This window comes from Brevibacterium iodinum ATCC 49514 (assembly GCF_900169265.1).
Lineage (GTDB): Bacteria > Actinomycetota > Actinomycetes > Actinomycetales > Brevibacteriaceae > Brevibacterium > Brevibacterium iodinum.
In genome coordinates this window covers 389,428-405,602 of record NZ_FXYX01000001.1, presented here as the reverse complement: position 1 = coordinate 405,602, position 16,175 = coordinate 389,428, and the positions used below count along the sequence as shown (strand labels likewise).

Genomic DNA, 16,175 nt, shown 5'->3' with positions numbered 1-16,175 from the left:
AGCCGACACACACCCCGGCAGTGTGACTTCTATTCGAAGGACACGTAGCCGAGAACAATGGTGCGGTTCATTCGCGGCATGAACCGCGAAGAACGGAATGTTCTTCTCACATGCACTGTTGCCTCGTTATGAAGCTTTCGATCCTTGACCTCGTTCCTGTCCGTACGGGACAGACGACAGCAGACTCCTTCGCCGCCTCAAAGCAGATCATCGACACGGCCGACAAGCTCGGATTCACCCGCTATTGGGTCGCAGAGCACCACAACATGCCCTCGATCGCATCGACGATGCCTGGGCCCGAACTCATGCACCTCGGCCAGGGAACACAGCAGATCCGCCTCGGGTCCGGTGGAGTCATGCTTCCCAATCATGCCCCGCTGGCGGTCGCAGAGCTGTTCGCTCTGCTCTCCGCTGTCTACGGCGACCGCATCGATCTGGGAATCGGTCGTGCACCGGGGACGGATCCGATCACGTCGGCGGCAATGCGCGGCCACCTCGGTGAAGGACGGATGGTCGACCGTGAAGGACGGGCAATCGATCCCGTCGAACAGTTCCCCCAGCACGTGATCGACACTCTCAGCCTCATGCGGCCCGAGGGGATGCGAGTTCCGCTTCACGGTGGACGCGAACATGTGCTCAAGGCGACTCCCGCGGCAGCTCCGGGAACGCGGCCGCTGCCGTGGCTGCTCGGCTCATCCGGTTACTCGGCCAGGCTGGCAGCTGAACTCGGCATGCCCTATGTCTTCGCCAACCACTTCGCGTCGGGTGCCACCACTGGAATGAAGATCTACCGAGACAACTTCACGCCTGGCGCCTATGGTGACCAGCCGCAGACCTTTGTCACGGCCAATGTCGTCGCAGCACCTACCGAGGAAGAAGCGCGGCTGCGCTCGGAGCCCTTCATGCTGCAGATGGCCAGAATGCGCACCGGCGGACCGATGGAGAAGCTGCACCTGGCCGGCGACGACGTGCGATCGGTGATGACCGACCAAGAGCGCATGGTCGGCGAAGAGCTCTCAGGCAACTGGATCATCGGCGACACGAAATCCGTGTCCTCGCAGCTCGAGGAACTCGCCGAGCGCTTCGAAGTCGATGAGATCATGATCCAACCGATCGCCGGCGCCATGGAAGGCGAAGACGTACGCGAAGACCCAGGACGGACTCAGACGATCGACCTGCTTGCCACGGAATTCCTCGGCTCCACCGGAGCTTCCGGCGTCGCTGTTGCAGGCACCGATATGTGAGACCTGGCTGAGGTCTGCCCCCGGTTCCGGTCAGGGCAGATATCGGCCATCGCCGCCGGGCCGAAGTCTCAGCTCAGCATCGATTCGGGCAAGTGGACTTCAATCCACGACCAGTCCGCGTTATCCTGTCACAGTGTCATGAAAGCTGACAGTCGTGTGACAGCCAGTAGAATCGACACCGTGCAGAACCTCGTCTTCGGCGAGGCCGCTCCTTGCGGAGAGGTCAAAACGGAGGCGAATGCTGTACGCCGAATGGGCTCGCGCACCTTCGGAGACTTCCCCCACGCGGGCCCTGAGCCTGCAGACCGAAAGAGAAATAATGCGTACCAAAATTGCTGTTTCGGCAGCACTTGGGGTCGGACTGGTTTTCGGCGCCGGTGCTCCCGCACTGTCGAGCAATCTGTCGTCGACCGACGCCGCAAAAACGTCCGGCATCTCCGCTGATGTCGTGCCCGGCCAAGAACTCGAACGAATCACCGACGGCAAGATCGAAAAGGGCGAGACTGCCTACGTCGATGTCACGGTCGCGACACTGTGGACCGGCCCGAAGGCCCCTCGCAAGGTTGACAAGCCTGCACTCCAGCACCCCGTCGACCTCAAGAAGTGGAACAAGAACCTCGAATCCACCGATGTGCGTCGGGGCCTGACTGGAAAAACCGAGACCCAGGCAGCCTACGGTTCGGAAGTCTCCGTCATCGAAACCAAGGGCAGCTGGGCCAAGGTCGCCGTGACCGACCAGAAGACCCCGAAGAACAAGAAGGGCTACCCGGGTTGGCTGCCCAAGAAGCAGCTGGTCGAAAACGACCGCTTCGGAAAGCTCGCCGAAGACCAGCCCCGCGCAGTGGTCACGAAGCCCAAGAGCGAACTCGAAGGCATCGAATTCACCAAGGACACTGGTGCCGACGTCAGCTTCAACGTCGACCTGCCGCTCATCGCCCAGGACGTCGATGATGTCCGCGTCGCCCTCCCCGGAGGCGGAGCCGCCTGGATCGACATCGACGACGTGGATGTCTACGACGTCGGCGACAAACCCGAGAAGCCCAGCGGCAAAGACCTCGTGAAGACCGCGAAACAGTTCGAGGGCCTGCGCTACCTGTGGGCCGGAGTCTCCGCCTACGGATTCGACTGCTCCGGATTCACCTACTCCATCTACAAAGCCCACGGCATCGAACTGCCTCGCGACTCGGGAGAACAGGCGAAGGCCGGCAAGGCAGTCTCCTCGTCGAACCTCAAGCCCGGAGACCTGCTGTTCTTCTCGACCAGCTCGGGAACGGTCCACCACGTCGGAATGTACGTCGGCGACGGCAAGATGATCCATTCGCCGAACGCGTCGAAAGATGTCTACGTCACCGACTGGAAGAAGTGGGATACCGGAAACGAGTTCTCCGGAGCCCGCCGCATCCTCTGAACTGGGCCGCGTCCTCTGATCTGGATCGAGTCAGAAGGGTCCGGGTCGAGGCAGATGGTCCCGGTTCCAACCAGGATCTGACCAAGTCGGTCTCAACGACCAGCCGACACACCGATGGCCGGTGCCCTGAGGAGGGCACCGGCCATCAGTGATTTCAGAAGAGCCCCAGCTGGGGTCATCGCCACATTCGCTGAGCACGGCGATTGCCAAGGAACCCCGCCAGGGGAGCGGCGCTCGCCGAAGCGGGTATCGAACAGAGTCGACCGGGACGACCGTCGACCCGGAGGCACCGATACTCGCACGTCGAGACGACCGTCGGCCCGGTCGACACGACCTCCGGTCAGTGTCGAGAGCTCTGAGTGGATTTCAGGAAGATGGCACGGGCCAGATCATCGCGACGTTCGATGACCAGTCGGCGCAGAGCCGCGGGTGCATCGTCGTTGGCTGCCAACCATGCGTCAGTCTTCTCGACCACAGCCTCCTCGTCGACGGACCACCGGGGATAGAGGCCGAGCACCAGGCGGCGAGCGATCTCAATCGAATTGTCCGTCCAGAACCCGAGCAGACCATCGAAGTACTCATCGACATACTCCTCGATGAGCGGCATCGCGCTCGGCGCGATGAACCCGGCGATGATCGCCGACAGAACATCATTGCTCAGCGCTCCCGCCTCGCGGATCGCCTCCCAGGCACGGATCTTGACGATCGGCAGAGGCAGTGCGGCACTGGCCGTCTCGGCGTGAAGTCGACCCGAAGAGCTGGGATCCGAATGATTTTCCCGCGCGATATCCGTCTGATCCGCCCACCCGAGGCATACGAGCGCCGTCAGCGCGTTCCACCGCAGCGCATGATCATTGATGAGACCCCGGAACGGCAGCGTCGCAGTCGAATGCTCGGCGCCTCGACCCGTGCGGGCACCACCGGAAGCTTCGGCCGACTGGCTCACCGAACCAGCCTGCCCAGCCGAACCAGCTTGCCCAGCAGAACCGGCCTGCCCGGGAGCTCCGGCATACATCCGGTCGATCTCCTCACCGACCGGCACCGTGAGGATCTGGCTGGCGAACCCACGTCCCATAGCAACCGCGGAGCTGCCGGCGGCGCAGCGAGCCGTCCGCGACGTCAGCGCCAACACGAGATTGGCCAGATGCAGCTGAGCATCCGACCCCGCCTTCGCCGCCGCCAACGCATCCAACGCCGCTCCCAGAAGCCCCATGATCGCGGCATCGAAATTCCGGTCCGCCACCCGCTGATCGATGCAGGTCAGAGCGGTCTGACTGAGCCCCGCCATGATCCCGGCATGACTCTCCTTGCCCAGGCTGCGGGCATAGGCGGTGAGGTACTTCTGCACCGGCATGAGCCCATCGCGCACCGCATTGTCCAACGCCGACCACACCAGGGCACGTGACAGCGGGTCCGTGATCCGCGACGCCGAGGTGACCGCCGCCTCCGTCGACTCCGGATCGAGGCGCACCCGGGCATAGTCCAGGTCGTTGTAGTTGAGCAGAGTGATCACGCCGGCGCTGCAACCGATCAGCTGCTCGACGTCAGCCGACTCGGTCGAGAACTCGAAGCGGAAGGAATCGAGGGGAACGATCGCCCGCCCGGACCGCCCGAGCGTGGCGATCTCGATCGTGTGCGGCCGCAGCAGTGCCGTGCCCTCGGCAGAATCCGACTGAGTGATCGTGGCACCCGTGACCTGTTCCGAACCGGACCGTCGCCGAGGCGGGTCCACCCTGCCGCTCGACCCGGATCCTGCCTCGTGAGCGGCTCCGGCAGCTTCATCGAAACCGTCGCCGCCCGCATCCGGGCTGCGCAGCCTCGCGCCCGAGCTCGAAGCCACGAGCCTCCCGCGTCCCGAGCTCTGCGCTGCGACGTCGGAACCGGCAGAATCTCCGTCGGCTCCGATTCCGGCCCCACCCTGCGAGAACGCGGCCGACTCGACTGTGGACCCTGCCGACCCGGCCGTGGGCCCTGCCGACCCGGGTGCGGACCCAGACGAACCGTCTGTCGTCGTGAGCTGCAGGGACAGCTCCGAGACTCCCGACGTCCCCAGCCACGCGGCCGCCCACTTCGCGATGTCCCGGTCGGGAGCCGCCTCGGCGAGGCATTCGAGGAAATCTGCCAACTCGGTGTTGCCGTACTCGAACCGTCTGAAATACAGCCGCGAACCGGCGAAGAAAGCCTTCCGGCCGACGAACGCGACGAGCTGCTTGAGCACGGATGCGCCCTTGGCATAGGTGATGCCATCGAAGTTGAGCTTCGCGGCCTCGACATCGGGGATGTCGGCGACGATAGGGTGCGTCGTCGGATACAGGTCCTGCGTGTACGCCCACGCCTTGCGGCGCAGCGCGAAGGTCACCCACCCATCGGTGAACCGCGTCGCCTCGGCCAGCGCGAGCCCGCCCATGAAGTCGGCGAAGGACTCCTTGAGCCACAGGTCATCCCACCACTTCATCGTGACGAGATCGCCGAACCACATGTGCGCCATCTCGTGCAGGATGACATTGGCGCGTGACTCGTAGTTCGCGTCCGTGACCTTGTCCCGGAAGATCAGATTGTCCGTGAACGTCACCAGGCCGGGGTTCTCCATCGCGCCGAGGTTGTACTCGGGAACGAAGATCTGATCGTACTTGCCCCACGGGTAGGGGTAGTCGAATTCGGAGGTGAAGAAGTCGAGGCCCGCCTTCGTGACGCCGAAGATATCCTCCGCATCGAGGTGGTCGACGAGGCTCGCGCGCGTCCACGCGCCCAGCTGCACGGTCTGCCCGGTGCGCGGATCCGTCCATTCGTCCGTCGCCCCCTCGTAGGGCCCCGCGGTGATGCAGGTGATGTAGCTCGACTGCTTGAGTGTCGGTTCGAAGTAATGGGTGACCGCGGCCGCCGAGGCGGATCCGTTCGCAGGCTCGAATCCCGTCGAGGCGGATCCGTTCGCCGAGGCGGCCCCCGCCGAACCATCGGCCGGTTCCGTCCGCGCCTCGGCCCGGTTCGACAGGACCTGGAAATGAGCGGGAGCGGTGACCGTGAAGATGAACTCGGCCTTGAGGTCGGGCTGGTCGAAATTCGCGAAGACGCGACGGGCGTCGGTGGGTTCGTACTGGGTATAGAGGTAGGTCTTGCCGTCGGCCGGATCCGTGAACCGGTGCAGACCCTCGCCCGAAGTGGAGTAGCGGGCCTGTGCCTCGATCGTCAGGGAATTGCGTCCGGCGCGGACGGGGAAAGTGACTCGAGCGCCGTCGAAGACCTCGGCAGGGGAGAGGCTCTCACCATTGATCAGAACGGAGGTCACGGAGTCGGCGATGAGGTCGATGAATGTCGAATCGACGAAGCGAGCGGAGAAGTCGACGACAGTGCGAGACAGGTACGTGTCGGCATCGGTTTCGGCGTTGCTGACGTCGATATGGACTGAGTAGGAATCGACCTCGAGCAGCTGTGTTCGACTCTGCGCTTCGCTTCGGGTGAGATTCGTTGTCATTCGTTAGCCTCCTCGGCGGACAGACTTTAGCATGCCACATTTCCGGTATTCTGAGTACAACACCAGCGAACGGCAGAGGGGACTGATGGCGGACAAACGGGTCAGCGAACTGCCTCGGCGGGGGTTCAACGTCGTCGCCCACCGCCTGCGCTTAGGACTCAAGCGGGTGTGGGTGAACTCCGGTCAGCTGATCCAGATCCCCATCGCCGCGACCGCCGCCTACGCCTTCTGCGTCTACGTGCTCGGCCACCCGTATCCGTTCCTCGCCGCGGTCGCCTCCGCCGTCGGCATCGGCCCCGTCGTCGACCGTCGCCTGCGCCGCGCTCTCGAGATCGGCATCGGAGCGACGTTCGGGGTGCTCGTGGGCGAGATACTCGTCAATTTATACGGCTCCGGCACCTGGCAGCTCGCCCTGACCCTGATCATCGGCCTGACGATCGGCACGATACTGAACTCCGGCGGCATCTTCATCACCCAGATCGCCGTCCAATCCGTCTACGTCGTCGTGGTCCCTGCCACCGCCACCACCATGCCGTTCCCGCGCACCCTCGACGCTCTCACCGGATCCGTCTGCGCGATTCTGCTGGCCCTGCTCATCCCGCGCGACGCTCGCAAGGTCCCGCGGCGCCTGGCCGCAGACATGCTCGAGGAGGTCGACGCCGTCCTCAGGATGATGAAACGAGCCCTGCGCGAAGCCGATGTGACGATGGCCGGCCGAGCCCTCGAGCGCGCTCGCGAAACCCAGGACATCATCGACTCCTGGGGCTCATCCCTGCGGATCTCCCGCGAAGCCGCGAAGATCAACGCACGTGCCCGCCGGCATGCGGCCGAAGTCACGCGCCTGTCACGTGCCCACACCTTCTCCGACCGCGCGATGCGGACCATGCGAGTCATCGCCCGCCGCGTCGTCGGCATCACCGAGCTCGGCGTCGCCAAACCCGTCATCGCCGACTACGTCGGATCCTTGGCCGACGGTGCGAAGAAGCTCGAGATCGCTCTGCGCCGCGGCACCGACCGTTCCCTCGCCGAGGCGGCCCTGTCCGAGGCGGCGGGGGCTCTGGATCCGCGAGCGAAGCCCGATTGGGACATCCACGACGAGTCGATGGTCCTGCTCCTGCGGACTGTCGCCGTCGACCTGCTGCAGGCCGCAGGACTCACTCGTGAGGAAGCCCAGTCACGGCTTCCGCCGTTGGCCGTGAACGCCGATGAGGAAGACGGGCCGGCTGTCGAATAGCCGTCGAAGCTGTGCGCGTGCTGGGGAGAGAACGCCGGATGGGGTGTGCGTCGAACGGGGCGTGCCCGAGGCGGTCAGCTGCTTTCGACGACGAAGACGGCGTTCGTGCCCGATTCCAGAGCCGTGAACCGGTGAGGCTGATCGCCCGGATGGGTGAGGTAGTCGCCGACGCCTAACTCGTAGGACTTGCCGAGCACTTCGATGCGTGCGGCCCCGCGGCCGAGGATGACATGTTCGATCGTGCCCTGCGGGTGCGGCTGAGACTCCCTGGGTTCACCCGGTTCGGCCTGGATGAAGTAGACGTCGCGTCGGGCATTCGTCGGCGACGGTGATAGCAGAGTGGCCACATAGTCTGCGGTGGTCGAAGGCAGGCTGGGCATATCGCCGACGTGTTGGAAGGCGACCTCGTGCGGGGGCGGGTCGAGCAGGCGCGCAAGAGGGATGTCGAGCGCAGCGGCCAGAGCCCACATCGTCTCCAGACTCGGATTTCCGCTTCCCATCTCAAGCCCGGACATCGTCGACTTGCCGATGCCGGCGCGCCTGGCGACCTCGGAGAGGGAGAGCCCGGCACGCAGTCGTTCGCGCTTCAGTGCCGCCGCGATCTGCTGACTCGGCGACAGCGACGGGCCGGGCGCTGTGGCGTCGGAATCGGTGGCGCTGGGAGCGGACTCGGGGTCGGAGCTGCCCTGAGCGTCATTCAGCGAATCGTCGCTTCGAGAAGTCATGGGTTCACTATATCGGTTAGTCCGTTCGGTTTGACGAACGATATTCGAGGGTGCACTGTAAAGAACATGGGTTCATTATTTCGCACGGCTGACCGGGTGCTCCCCGGCTCGACCTATCGTGCGGTCGCCATTGTCACCGTCACGATCATCGCAGTCGCGCTGTCGTACGGGGCGATCTCCGCGGTCTCCGGATTCGCTTGGTGGCAGACTCTGCTGCTGGCGATGTTCGCTCTCGGCGGCGCCGCCGAATTCACCTTCGTCGGCGTCATCGCCGCTGGCGGTGCCCCGATCCTCGCGGTACTGGCGGGTCTCCTCGTCAACTCCCGCAACTTCGCCTTCGGAGTCGCGGTCGGCCCTTTCTTCCCACAGGACTGGCGAGCTCTCATCGCCTCCCACTGGATCAACGACGAATCCACTGCGATCTCGCGCCTTGGGCACAACGACCGGGCGAAATGGCATGCTTTCCTGCTCATGGGCGCCGCAATCGCCATCATGTGGCCCAGCGGTGCCATGGTCGGACAGTGGCTGGGCAATGTCATCAACGCGGACCTGCTCGGACTCGATGCGGCCTTCCCGATCATCCTCTTCTGCCTCATCCGCGGAGACCTGAAGAACCGGGTCACACTCTCGCTGACCGTCATCGGCATCCTCATCGCCGTGGGCCTGACCCCGCTGCTGCCCCTCGGGCTGGGTGCCGTGACCTCGCTGTCCGTCTTCGTCTTCGTCGCCGCCGGCTGGGGTGTGCGATGGTTCATCCGTCGCCGCCGCGCCGGCGACAACAGCGCAGACCCGCACGATGCCGCCCACTCGCAGCACTCAACTCGAGAGGAGAGCCGCCGATGAGCGCCGTCAGCTTCCTCATCGCCCTTGCCGGGCTGAGCCTAGGAACCTATCTCATGCGCTTCGCCGGGGTGAAGGTGGGAGCGGCCATCGCCACGAAGGGACGCCGGCGGACCCCGGCGACCGCCTCGGTGGGGGCTGACGCCTCCGCAGGTATGGGCGGACGGGGCGCATCCGCCGCTGCAGGGGTCGACGGACAGGGCGCAGCCGCCTCGGCGGGGGCAGGTGATTCGGCCGACTCGACCGAGCGTGTGACGATGTGGATGGACCGGGCCACGGTCGTGCTCATCGGCGCCGTCTTCGCCACCACCGCGGTCTTCGACGGCACTGACATCGCCGATCCGGCCCGCCTCATCGGCGTCGGTGCCGGCGTTCTCGCCTCGATTCTGCGCGTGCCGATGCTGCTCGCCGTCGTCATCGGCATGGGCGTGTGCGCGCTCATCCGCACCACCGGGATCCTCTGAGCAGGGGCGGCACGCACTGACCGCAGTCCCGAGGCAGCGAACCGCCACCGCAAACATTGGCCGCCGCCTATCGGCTGCGGCCTCGGGACGGCACGCACCCACTGTGAAAGCCGTGGGATGCGGGTGGGCAATTGCCGACGATCTCCCGCCCGGAACTGCCCCGAAAGCCCGAGATTGCTAGGCTGGGACCATGGAATACATCGCGGGTTTTCAGCGTCTCGTCTTTCTTGCCCTGACGGTGGCCGCATTCGTCGTCCAGCTCTGGGCGTTCATCGACTGCCTCCGCTTCAAGGACGAGAACTACCGCGCCGTGGACAAACAGAGCAAGAAGTTCTGGGTCATCCTCCTCGGCGTCGGACTCGCACTCGCCCTCATCGCCCTGCCGCCGATGGGCATGAGCATGATCTTCCTCAACATCATCGCCCTCGTGGCCGGCATCGTCTACCTCACCGATGTGCGCCCGAAGGTCCGCGCCGTCGACCCGCGCTACCGCAACCGCTGACCGACTTGACGCCGTAACTGCATTCGCGGACCCTATCGGCAAGCGCCCAGCACACGCTGACTAGACTCACCCTATGAGCACCGACCTCAACCTGCCGGGCCCCGAATCCGGCTTCATCGCCACGTTCGGAAGCGGCGAGCCGCACACCCTCTTCGGCCACGGATTCGCCGGCGCGATCCGCGATACCCGCCCCTTCGGCACCGGCATCACCGGCACCCGCCATTTCCTCCACCTGCCCGGCCACGGCGGCCGACCCTCACCCGGCCCCGGCTGGACCTACCCGCAGATCGCTGAGGTGCTCGCCGGCGCCGTGAACACCACCTCGGCGAGCCGAGCGCTGGGTGTCTCGATGTCCGCCGGAGGACTCCTCCATCTGCTGAGCATCGCCCACCCCGTGACCCGCGGCCTCGACAAGGTCGCCCTCGTCCTCCCCGCCTCCTTCACCGGATTCCCCGCCGAGGTGGCCGCCGCCAACCGCTCCTACCTCGAGCAGCTGCGTCGCCTCGTCGCCGATGAGGACATCGACGGCATCGTCGAACTCATGCTCTCCCGCGAACCCGCCGAGGTGGCCCAAATGCTTCCCGCGCGAGCCTGGACGAAGGCGAAGGCCGAGAACCTCGTCCACACGGACATGTCCGACGGACTCGGACTCGCCCTCGAAATCGCTGTCGCGGATACCGAAGAGGCGGCTCGGAACCTGCGCTCTTTCTCCGGCGACGTCCTCGTGCTCACCCACGAAGACGACTCAGCACATCCGGTCCCCGTCGCCGAAGACATCCACCGTGCGATTCCGAACTCCCGCCTCGAGGTGCTCCCCGCCGGATCGATCCTGTGGCGCGGACGACACGACGTGCGGCGCCTCCTCGGCGAGTTCTTCGGTTAGGCACCGGCTTCGACTAGGCACCGGCTTCGGTCGGTCACGTTCTTCGGTTAGGTTCTGGATTCGGTTCAGCGCTGGTTTCGGCTGGTCACCTGACCGAGGTCGTTGGCTAGACTGTCTCCGTGCGCATCTCCGTCCTCTCCCTCCACACCTCGCCCGTCGCCCAACCCGGCCAGGGCGACGCCGGAGGAATGAACGTCTACGTCGACCAATCCGTGCGCGCGCTCGCCGCCGCCGGACACCGAGTCGACGTGTTCACCGCCGACCCCGGCGGACTCGACGGCACGGGAGGCAGCGCAGAAGTCGCTGTCGACGGAGCCGGCGCTGGTCGGGGACGCGACGCGGGCCCCTCCGAGGGGCAGAGTGCGAGGCTGGAGATCACCGAATCCATCACCCTCCACCACCTGCCGGTCGGCGCCGCGACGAAGGACGAACTCGCCGACGCGATCGACGAACTCGCCGCCCTGCTCACGGTCCACCCCGACTTCCGCTCCGCCGATCTCATCTGGAGCCACTATTGGATCTCCGCCGAGGCGGCCCTGCGTGCCCGTGACAACGCCGTCGACAACGACGCCGAGACCGGAGACAGCAGCACCGAATCCGGAGACAGCGGTGCCGACGCCGTTGCCGGGGCCGTGCAGGACCGTGCGGCGCAGGCTCCGATCGCGGTGAGCATGCACACGATCGGGGCCGTGAAGAACCGCGATTCCGACACCAGCCACGAACCACCCCAACGACTCGAAGCCGAAGAGCGCATCGCCGCCGCGGCCGACCTGCTCGTCGCCGCCACCCCCGCCGAACGTCGCGACCTCCTGTCGGAACTCCACGCCGACCCCGACTCGGTCGTCGTCGCCAGACCGGGTGTCGATCACGCGCTCTACGCACCGGACTCACAGTCGGACGCGCGCAAGCGTCTGGGATTCGACTCGGACGAGGCTATCGTCCTCTACGTCGGGCGTATGCAGTTCATCAAAGGCACGGACGTCGCCGTCGACGCTCTGGCCGAACTGCGGGAACGCAACCCGCACCTGGCCTCCCGAACCCGCGGTATCCTCCTCGGAGCCGCCTCGGGGGCAGGCGTCGAAGCAGGCGGGGGAGCGGTCCGACCGTCCTCGGCGTATCTGCGGGAGCTGACCGCGGCGATCGCGAGCGAACCCAGCGTCGAGGTCCGCCCGCCCGTTCCCTCCCACATCCTCGTCGACTACTACCGGGCCGCGGACGTGCTCATCGTTCCCTCCCGCAGCGAATCATTCGGACTCGTGGCCGCCGAAGCGGCCGCCTCCGGTCTGCCGGCGATCGCCTCGGCGGTGGGAGGACTCCCGGAGATCGTCGAACACGGACATTCGGGACTGCTCATCGCCGACCACAACCCTCACCACTGGGCGACGGCGATCGAAACGCTGCTCACTGACACGCAGCTGCGAGCCGAACTCGCCGGCCATGCCGTCGACCGTGCCGAACGCTTCGACTGGGGCCACACCGTCGCAGCCGTCCTCGATGCTGTGCCGGACATCTCCGGCATATCTGCGCGGCGCTCGGAAGCGCTGGGAGCGTGCTGAACGACTAGAGTCGGCGGTGAACACGAGAGGCGAGCGAAAGGCGTGAGAACATGAGCACCGACACCGAGGCGATCCTGTCCGGAGTGCGCACCTGGGCCGAGAACAACGACGTTCCCGTCGACTCGATCGAGGACGCGGAGATCGTCGTCACCCTGCCCGGGGAGAAGAAGCTCAAGACGAACGTGGCGATCAGCGTCTTCGCTCGCACCGCCCATCTGCAGGCGTTCGTCATCCGTCATCCCGACGAGAACTCGGCCGCATTCAATCGGTGGCTGCTGCAGAAGAACCTCAAACCCGGGCCGGTGGCATTTGCGATCGACAGCCTCGGCGATGTCTATCTGCGGGCGAGCGTGCCGCGAGAGCACCTGCTCGATGACCTCGACGGACTTCTCGGGGCGATGCTCGCCACGGCGGATTCCGCATTCAACGAACTCCTCCTCATCGGATTCCTCACCGGCATGAAGAAGGAGTGGGCCTGGAGGGTCGGTCGGGGCGAGTCGACGCGCAACCTCTCGGCGTTCGAGAAGGTGGTCAGCGGGGAGGACAACGAATTCCTCGGCACTTTCGGCGACGCCGATTCCGAACCCCCGGCGGTGTCGGCCGATCGGGAGAGCGATGGAGCCGGTGAGGAGTCCGCGCAGCCGGGCGGAGGAGCAGGGGAGGCGTCCGATCCGGCCGCTTCGCAGGGCTCTGCCGACGGTCCGAGCCAGAGCCCGCGCTCATGAGTGCGGCCGCCTCCAAGCCGGCGAGCGTCGACGAATACATCGCCTCATTCGACTACGAGCGACACCGAGCCTTCCTCACCCGGCTGCGCGAGCTCAGCCGTGCCGCTGCACCGCAGGCCGAGGAGAGTCTCAAATGGGGCAGCCCCGCCTACGCCCTCGGCTCGATCCTGTTCGTGTTCGCCGGGTACAAGAAGCACGCGAACGTCGTATTCACTCCGAGTACGAAAGACGCCTTCGCCGACCGTCTGGAGGACTTCGACACTGGTAAGGGCTCGATCAGACTGCCGTATGACGGAGAGATTCCGACCGAGCTGCTGACCGAGATGATCACCCACAGGATCCGCGAATTCGAGGTCGACGGAGTGAAGTGGATGTGAGGGTGCGCCGGTCTCAGCCGAGGGGCAGCTTCATTCCCTCGTGGCTGGCGACATAGCCGAGTCGGTCATAGAAACGCTGAGCACCGGTACGCGACTTATCGGTGGTGAGCTGAACGAGTCCGGCGCCGAAGCGACGTCCGCACTCGTGAGCCCATTCGAAGACCGCCGTGCCGAGCCCGATGCCCTGAGCCGAGGGGCCGACTCGCACCGCCTCGATCTGCAGGCGGAGCGTGCCGCGGCGAGACAGGCTGGGCAGCAGACTCAGCTGCAGGGTCCCTACGACGGTCGAGCCGTCGTGAGTCTGGCTATCTGATCGGTGCTGTTCGGCTGATTGGGCCTGTTCGGCCGACTCGATCCGGTCGGCGATGTCAGCCCGGCCCGGCAGGCCAGCCTGTCCTGCTGATTCGGTGACGGCGAGGAGGAGCTGATTGGGGTCGGCGTCGATGAGCGCGAACGCACGAGCATAGGGGGCCGCATCCTCGGCGTCGGGGATGGCAGGTGCAACGCCGGCTGCGACAGCGCCCGCACGGTCGACCACTTCGGCCTCGGCCTCACGGGCGGCCCCGAGCACGTCGTCACGCAGGAGCGCAACAATGGCCGGCACATCGGCCTCGGTCGCGCGGCGGATGACGAACGTCCGGCCCGCCAGGTCCAGGGTCTGACGGGAGAACCCGTCGAAGCCTCGGCCCGATTCGCTCTGACCCGATTCGCCCCGACCCTGTCTGCCCTCGCCCGAGGCTGCTTCGGCGGTCATCGGCTTGCGGTCCCAGCGGAGGTGGTTCCGGAAGCTGCCGGCTCGCGGGTGGACGCATCGGCCGGCGGCTTGCCGTAGGGACGACGAGCGAAGAGCGAGGCCAACACGGCGCCGGAGACGTTGTGCCACACGCTGAAGACGGCTCCGGGCAGTGCTGCCAGCGGTGAGAAGTACGTGGTGGCCAGGGTCGATGCCAGACCGGAGTTCTGGAGTCCGACCTCGAACGACAGCGCGCGACGGGCTGGGGTGTCGAGACGGCAGGCCGCGGCCACACCGTAGCCGACGCCGAGCCCGAGCAGATTGTGCGTGACGACGGCCAGCAGAACGAGCACACCGGCAGTGGCGATCGAACCCGCGGATCCGGCCACGACGATCGAGACGATATAGGCGATGGCGATCGAGGCCAGCCACGGCAGCACCGGCGAGATCTTTTCGACGAACTTCGACGCGAACACGCGGACGAGGACGCCGACGATGACCGGCACGAGCACGGTCTGGCAGATCGAGACGAACATCGACCAGAACGGCACGTCCATATACGAACCGGCCAACCACAGAGTCAGCAGCGGGGTGAGCACGGGAGCGAGAAGCGTCGACAGGGTCGTGATCGACACCGACAGCGCTGTGTCGCCCTTGGCCAGATAGGTCACGACATTCGACGCAGTGCCGCCGGGCGCGCAGCCGACGAGGATGACGCCGACGGCGATCTCGGTCGGAAGCGAGTACACGGTCACGACGAGGAGGCCGAGCAGCGGCATCGCTACGAACTGAGTGACGACTCCGAGCACCGCAATCCACGGCCGCTTCGCGATGCGGGCGAAGTCGGGCAGCGTCAGGGTCAGGCCCATGAAGAACATGACCACGCCGAGCGCCCATGTGATCGACGGCGCCAGGGGAGTGAAGGCATCGGGCAGCAGGAACCCGAGCACTCCCGCAATGACGACGAGGACCGGCAGAGCCGTGACGGCGATGATCGAACTGCGATCGGCAGCGGGAGCGGCTGTGCCTCCGGATGCCTGGTGTGCTGGGGTTTGTGACATGGGCCCAGGCTACTCCGCGCGTTTTGTCATTCGAGACACACGCCCAGAAGTTGAGACCCGATCGGCGAGGAGGGGCTGCGGGGAATCGGCGGGCCACCGCCGGAGGAGACCGGCGGTGATGACGGTCGTCGGCGACCGAGACTGAGCGGTCGTGTCAAAATGGAGCCATGACGTATAACCTCATCCTGCTGCGCCACGGCGAAAGCGAATGGAACCAGAAGAATCTGTTCACCGGATGGGTCGACGTGACCCTCACCGACAAGGGCCGTGCCGAAGGCAAGCGCGCCGGCGAACTGCTGCGCGAGAAAGACCTCATCCCCGATGTCGTCTACACCTCGCGGCTCAAGCGTGCGATTCTGACCGCGAACATCGCACTCGAGGCAGCCGATCTGTCTTGGCTCGACGTCCACCGCAGCTGGCGCCTCAACGAACGCCACTACGGCGCACTGCAGGGCAAGAACAAGAAGGAGATCCGCGACGAGTTCGGCGAAGAGCAGTTCATGACCTGGCGACGCTCCTTCGATACCCCGCCGCCGGCACTGGCCGACAGCTCGGAATTCTCGCAGGCCGGTGAAGCCCGCTACGCCAACCTCGGTGAGGCGCTGCCCCGCACCGAATGCCTCGCCGACGTCATCGATCGCCTGCTGCCCTACTGGTACGACACCCTCGTGCCCGAACTCACCGTCGGCAAGACCGTGCTCGTGGCCGCCCACGGCAACTCGCTGCGCGCGCTGGTAAAGCACCTCGACGGGATCTCCGACGCCGATATCACTGGGCTTAATATCCCCACCGGCATTCCGCTGCACTACGAGCTCACCGAGGACTTCACCCCGGTCACCCCCGGCGGAACCTACCTCGACGCCGAGGCGGCCGCGGCCGCCATCGGCCAAGTCGCCAACCAGGGACGCTGAGCCGGACACAGACGACGATCGCCCAGGTGGAAGAACCACC

Annotated in this window: 15 protein-coding genes; 11 read left to right on the top strand and 4 right to left on the bottom strand. The window is 65.8% G+C overall.

What is annotated here, in order from left to right; translation table 11 throughout:
- Window positions 1–128 precede the first annotated feature (128 nt).
- Window positions 129–1,244, top strand: a complete 1,116-nt coding sequence (locus BI49514_RS01880; protein WP_101543769.1) for an LLM class flavin-dependent oxidoreductase — start codon at window positions 129–131, stop codon at window positions 1,242–1,244.
- Between the two features lie 319 nt (window positions 1,245–1,563).
- A complete protein-coding gene (locus tag BI49514_RS01875) occupies window positions 1,564–2,652 on the top strand; it encodes a C40 family peptidase (protein ID WP_101543767.1) in 1,089 nt (362 codons plus the stop codon).
- A 340-nt stretch (window positions 2,653–2,992) separates the two neighbouring features.
- Here BI49514_RS01875 and pepN read toward each other — a convergent pair whose 3' ends face one another.
- Window positions 2,993–6,124: an aminopeptidase N gene (pepN, locus tag BI49514_RS01870; RefSeq protein WP_101543766.1), complete on the bottom strand. Its 3,132-nt coding sequence runs from the start codon at window positions 6,122–6,124 to the stop codon at window positions 2,993–2,995.
- Between the two features lie 85 nt (window positions 6,125–6,209).
- Between pepN and BI49514_RS01865 the strand changes: the two genes are divergently transcribed.
- The gene (locus BI49514_RS01865) at window positions 6,210–7,358 is read left to right on the top strand and encodes an FUSC family protein (RefSeq protein ID WP_101543764.1); all 1,149 of its coding nucleotides are present in this window, start codon (window positions 6,210–6,212) and stop codon (window positions 7,356–7,358) included.
- A 74-nt stretch (window positions 7,359–7,432) separates the two neighbouring features.
- On the opposite strand, the gene BI49514_RS01860 is transcribed toward BI49514_RS01865, so the two are convergent.
- Window positions 7,433–8,083: a helix-turn-helix domain-containing protein gene (locus tag BI49514_RS01860; protein ID WP_101543763.1), complete on the bottom strand. Its 651-nt coding sequence runs from the start codon at window positions 8,081–8,083 to the stop codon at window positions 7,433–7,435.
- Between the two features lie 66 nt (window positions 8,084–8,149).
- On the opposite strand from BI49514_RS01860, the gene BI49514_RS01855 reads away from it, so the two are divergent.
- From BI49514_RS01855 to BI49514_RS01825, 7 genes are all read left to right on the top strand, one after another.
- On the top strand, window positions 8,150–8,926 hold the full coding sequence (locus BI49514_RS01855; RefSeq protein ID WP_101543761.1) for an AzlC family ABC transporter permease: 777 nt from the start codon (window positions 8,150–8,152) through the stop codon (window positions 8,924–8,926).
- On the top strand, window positions 8,923–9,387 hold the full coding sequence (locus tag BI49514_RS01850) for an AzlD domain-containing protein (protein ID WP_101543760.1): 465 nt from the start codon (window positions 8,923–8,925) through the stop codon (window positions 9,385–9,387). The genes BI49514_RS01855 and BI49514_RS01850 overlap by 4 nt, the downstream gene beginning before the upstream one ends.
- 190 nt (window positions 9,388–9,577) lie before the next feature.
- Window positions 9,578–9,889, top strand: a complete 312-nt coding sequence (locus BI49514_RS01845) for a DUF2516 family protein (protein ID WP_092010787.1) — start codon at window positions 9,578–9,580, stop codon at window positions 9,887–9,889.
- A 73-nt stretch (window positions 9,890–9,962) separates the two neighbouring features.
- Window positions 9,963–10,772 carry an alpha/beta fold hydrolase gene (locus tag BI49514_RS01840; RefSeq protein WP_101543759.1) on the top strand — a complete coding sequence of 270 codons (810 nt, stop codon included), beginning with the start codon at window positions 9,963–9,965 and terminating at the stop codon, window positions 10,770–10,772.
- A 119-nt stretch (window positions 10,773–10,891) separates the two neighbouring features.
- On the top strand, window positions 10,892–12,328 hold the full coding sequence (locus BI49514_RS01835) for a glycosyltransferase (protein ID WP_101543757.1): 1,437 nt from the start codon (window positions 10,892–10,894) through the stop codon (window positions 12,326–12,328).
- A gap of 50 nt (window positions 12,329–12,378) precedes the next feature.
- Window positions 12,379–13,053 carry a YbjN domain-containing protein gene (locus BI49514_RS01830; RefSeq protein ID WP_101543755.1) on the top strand — a complete coding sequence of 225 codons (675 nt, stop codon included), beginning with the start codon at window positions 12,379–12,381 and terminating at the stop codon, window positions 13,051–13,053.
- Window positions 13,050–13,430 carry an iron chaperone gene (locus BI49514_RS01825; RefSeq protein WP_101543754.1) on the top strand — a complete coding sequence of 127 codons (381 nt, stop codon included), beginning with the start codon at window positions 13,050–13,052 and terminating at the stop codon, window positions 13,428–13,430. The genes BI49514_RS01830 and BI49514_RS01825 overlap by 4 nt, the downstream gene beginning before the upstream one ends.
- A 13-nt stretch (window positions 13,431–13,443) precedes the next feature.
- On the opposite strand, the gene BI49514_RS01820 is transcribed toward BI49514_RS01825, so the two are convergent.
- The gene (locus tag BI49514_RS01820; RefSeq protein ID WP_101543752.1) at window positions 13,444–14,184 is read right to left on the bottom strand and encodes a GNAT family N-acetyltransferase; all 741 of its coding nucleotides are present in this window, start codon (window positions 14,182–14,184) and stop codon (window positions 13,444–13,446) included.
- A complete protein-coding gene (locus BI49514_RS01815) occupies window positions 14,181–15,224 on the bottom strand; it encodes a bile acid:sodium symporter family protein (RefSeq protein ID WP_244195214.1) in 1,044 nt (347 codons plus the stop codon). The genes BI49514_RS01820 and BI49514_RS01815 overlap by 4 nt, the downstream gene beginning before the upstream one ends.
- Before the next feature lie 167 nt (window positions 15,225–15,391).
- On the opposite strand from BI49514_RS01815, the gene BI49514_RS01810 reads away from it, so the two are divergent.
- The gene (locus tag BI49514_RS01810; protein ID WP_101543750.1) at window positions 15,392–16,135 is read left to right on the top strand and encodes a phosphoglyceromutase; all 744 of its coding nucleotides are present in this window, start codon (window positions 15,392–15,394) and stop codon (window positions 16,133–16,135) included.
- The last annotated feature ends 40 nt before the right edge of the window (window positions 16,136–16,175 follow it).

Bases quoted from the DNA above. Each gene is read 5' to 3' on its own strand.
- BI49514_RS01865 (WP_101543764.1), top strand. From the start codon at position 6,210: ATGGCGGACAAACGGGTCAGCGAACTGCCTCGGCGGGGGTTCAACGTC.
- BI49514_RS01845 (WP_092010787.1), top strand. From the start codon at position 9,578: ATGGAATACATCGCGGGTTTTCAGCGTCTCGTCTTTCTTGCCCTGACG.
- BI49514_RS01840 (WP_101543759.1), top strand. From the start codon at position 9,963: ATGAGCACCGACCTCAACCTGCCGGGCCCCGAATCCGGCTTCATCGCC.
- BI49514_RS01880 (WP_101543769.1), top strand. From the start codon at position 129: ATGAAGCTTTCGATCCTTGACCTCGTTCCTGTCCGTACGGGACAGACG.
- BI49514_RS01825 (WP_101543754.1), top strand. From the start codon at position 13,050: ATGAGTGCGGCCGCCTCCAAGCCGGCGAGCGTCGACGAATACATCGCC.
- BI49514_RS01875 (WP_101543767.1), top strand. From the start codon at position 1,564: ATGCGTACCAAAATTGCTGTTTCGGCAGCACTTGGGGTCGGACTGGTT.
- BI49514_RS01830 (WP_101543755.1), top strand. From the start codon at position 12,379: ATGAGCACCGACACCGAGGCGATCCTGTCCGGAGTGCGCACCTGGGCC.
- BI49514_RS01860 (WP_101543763.1), bottom strand. From the start codon at position 8,083: ATGACTTCTCGAAGCGACGATTCGCTGAATGACGCTCAGGGCAGCTCC.
- BI49514_RS01815 (WP_244195214.1), bottom strand. From the start codon at position 15,224: ATGTCACAAACCCCAGCACACCAGGCATCCGGAGGCACAGCCGCTCCC.
- BI49514_RS01810 (WP_101543750.1), top strand. From the start codon at position 15,392: ATGACGTATAACCTCATCCTGCTGCGCCACGGCGAAAGCGAATGGAAC.
- pepN (WP_101543766.1), bottom strand. From the start codon at position 6,124: ATGACAACGAATCTCACCCGAAGCGAAGCGCAGAGTCGAACACAGCTG.
- BI49514_RS01850 (WP_101543760.1), top strand. From the start codon at position 8,923: ATGAGCGCCGTCAGCTTCCTCATCGCCCTTGCCGGGCTGAGCCTAGGA.
- BI49514_RS01820 (WP_101543752.1), bottom strand. From the start codon at position 14,184: ATGACCGCCGAAGCAGCCTCGGGCGAGGGCAGACAGGGTCGGGGCGAA.
- BI49514_RS01855 (WP_101543761.1), top strand. From the start codon at position 8,150: ATGGGTTCATTATTTCGCACGGCTGACCGGGTGCTCCCCGGCTCGACC.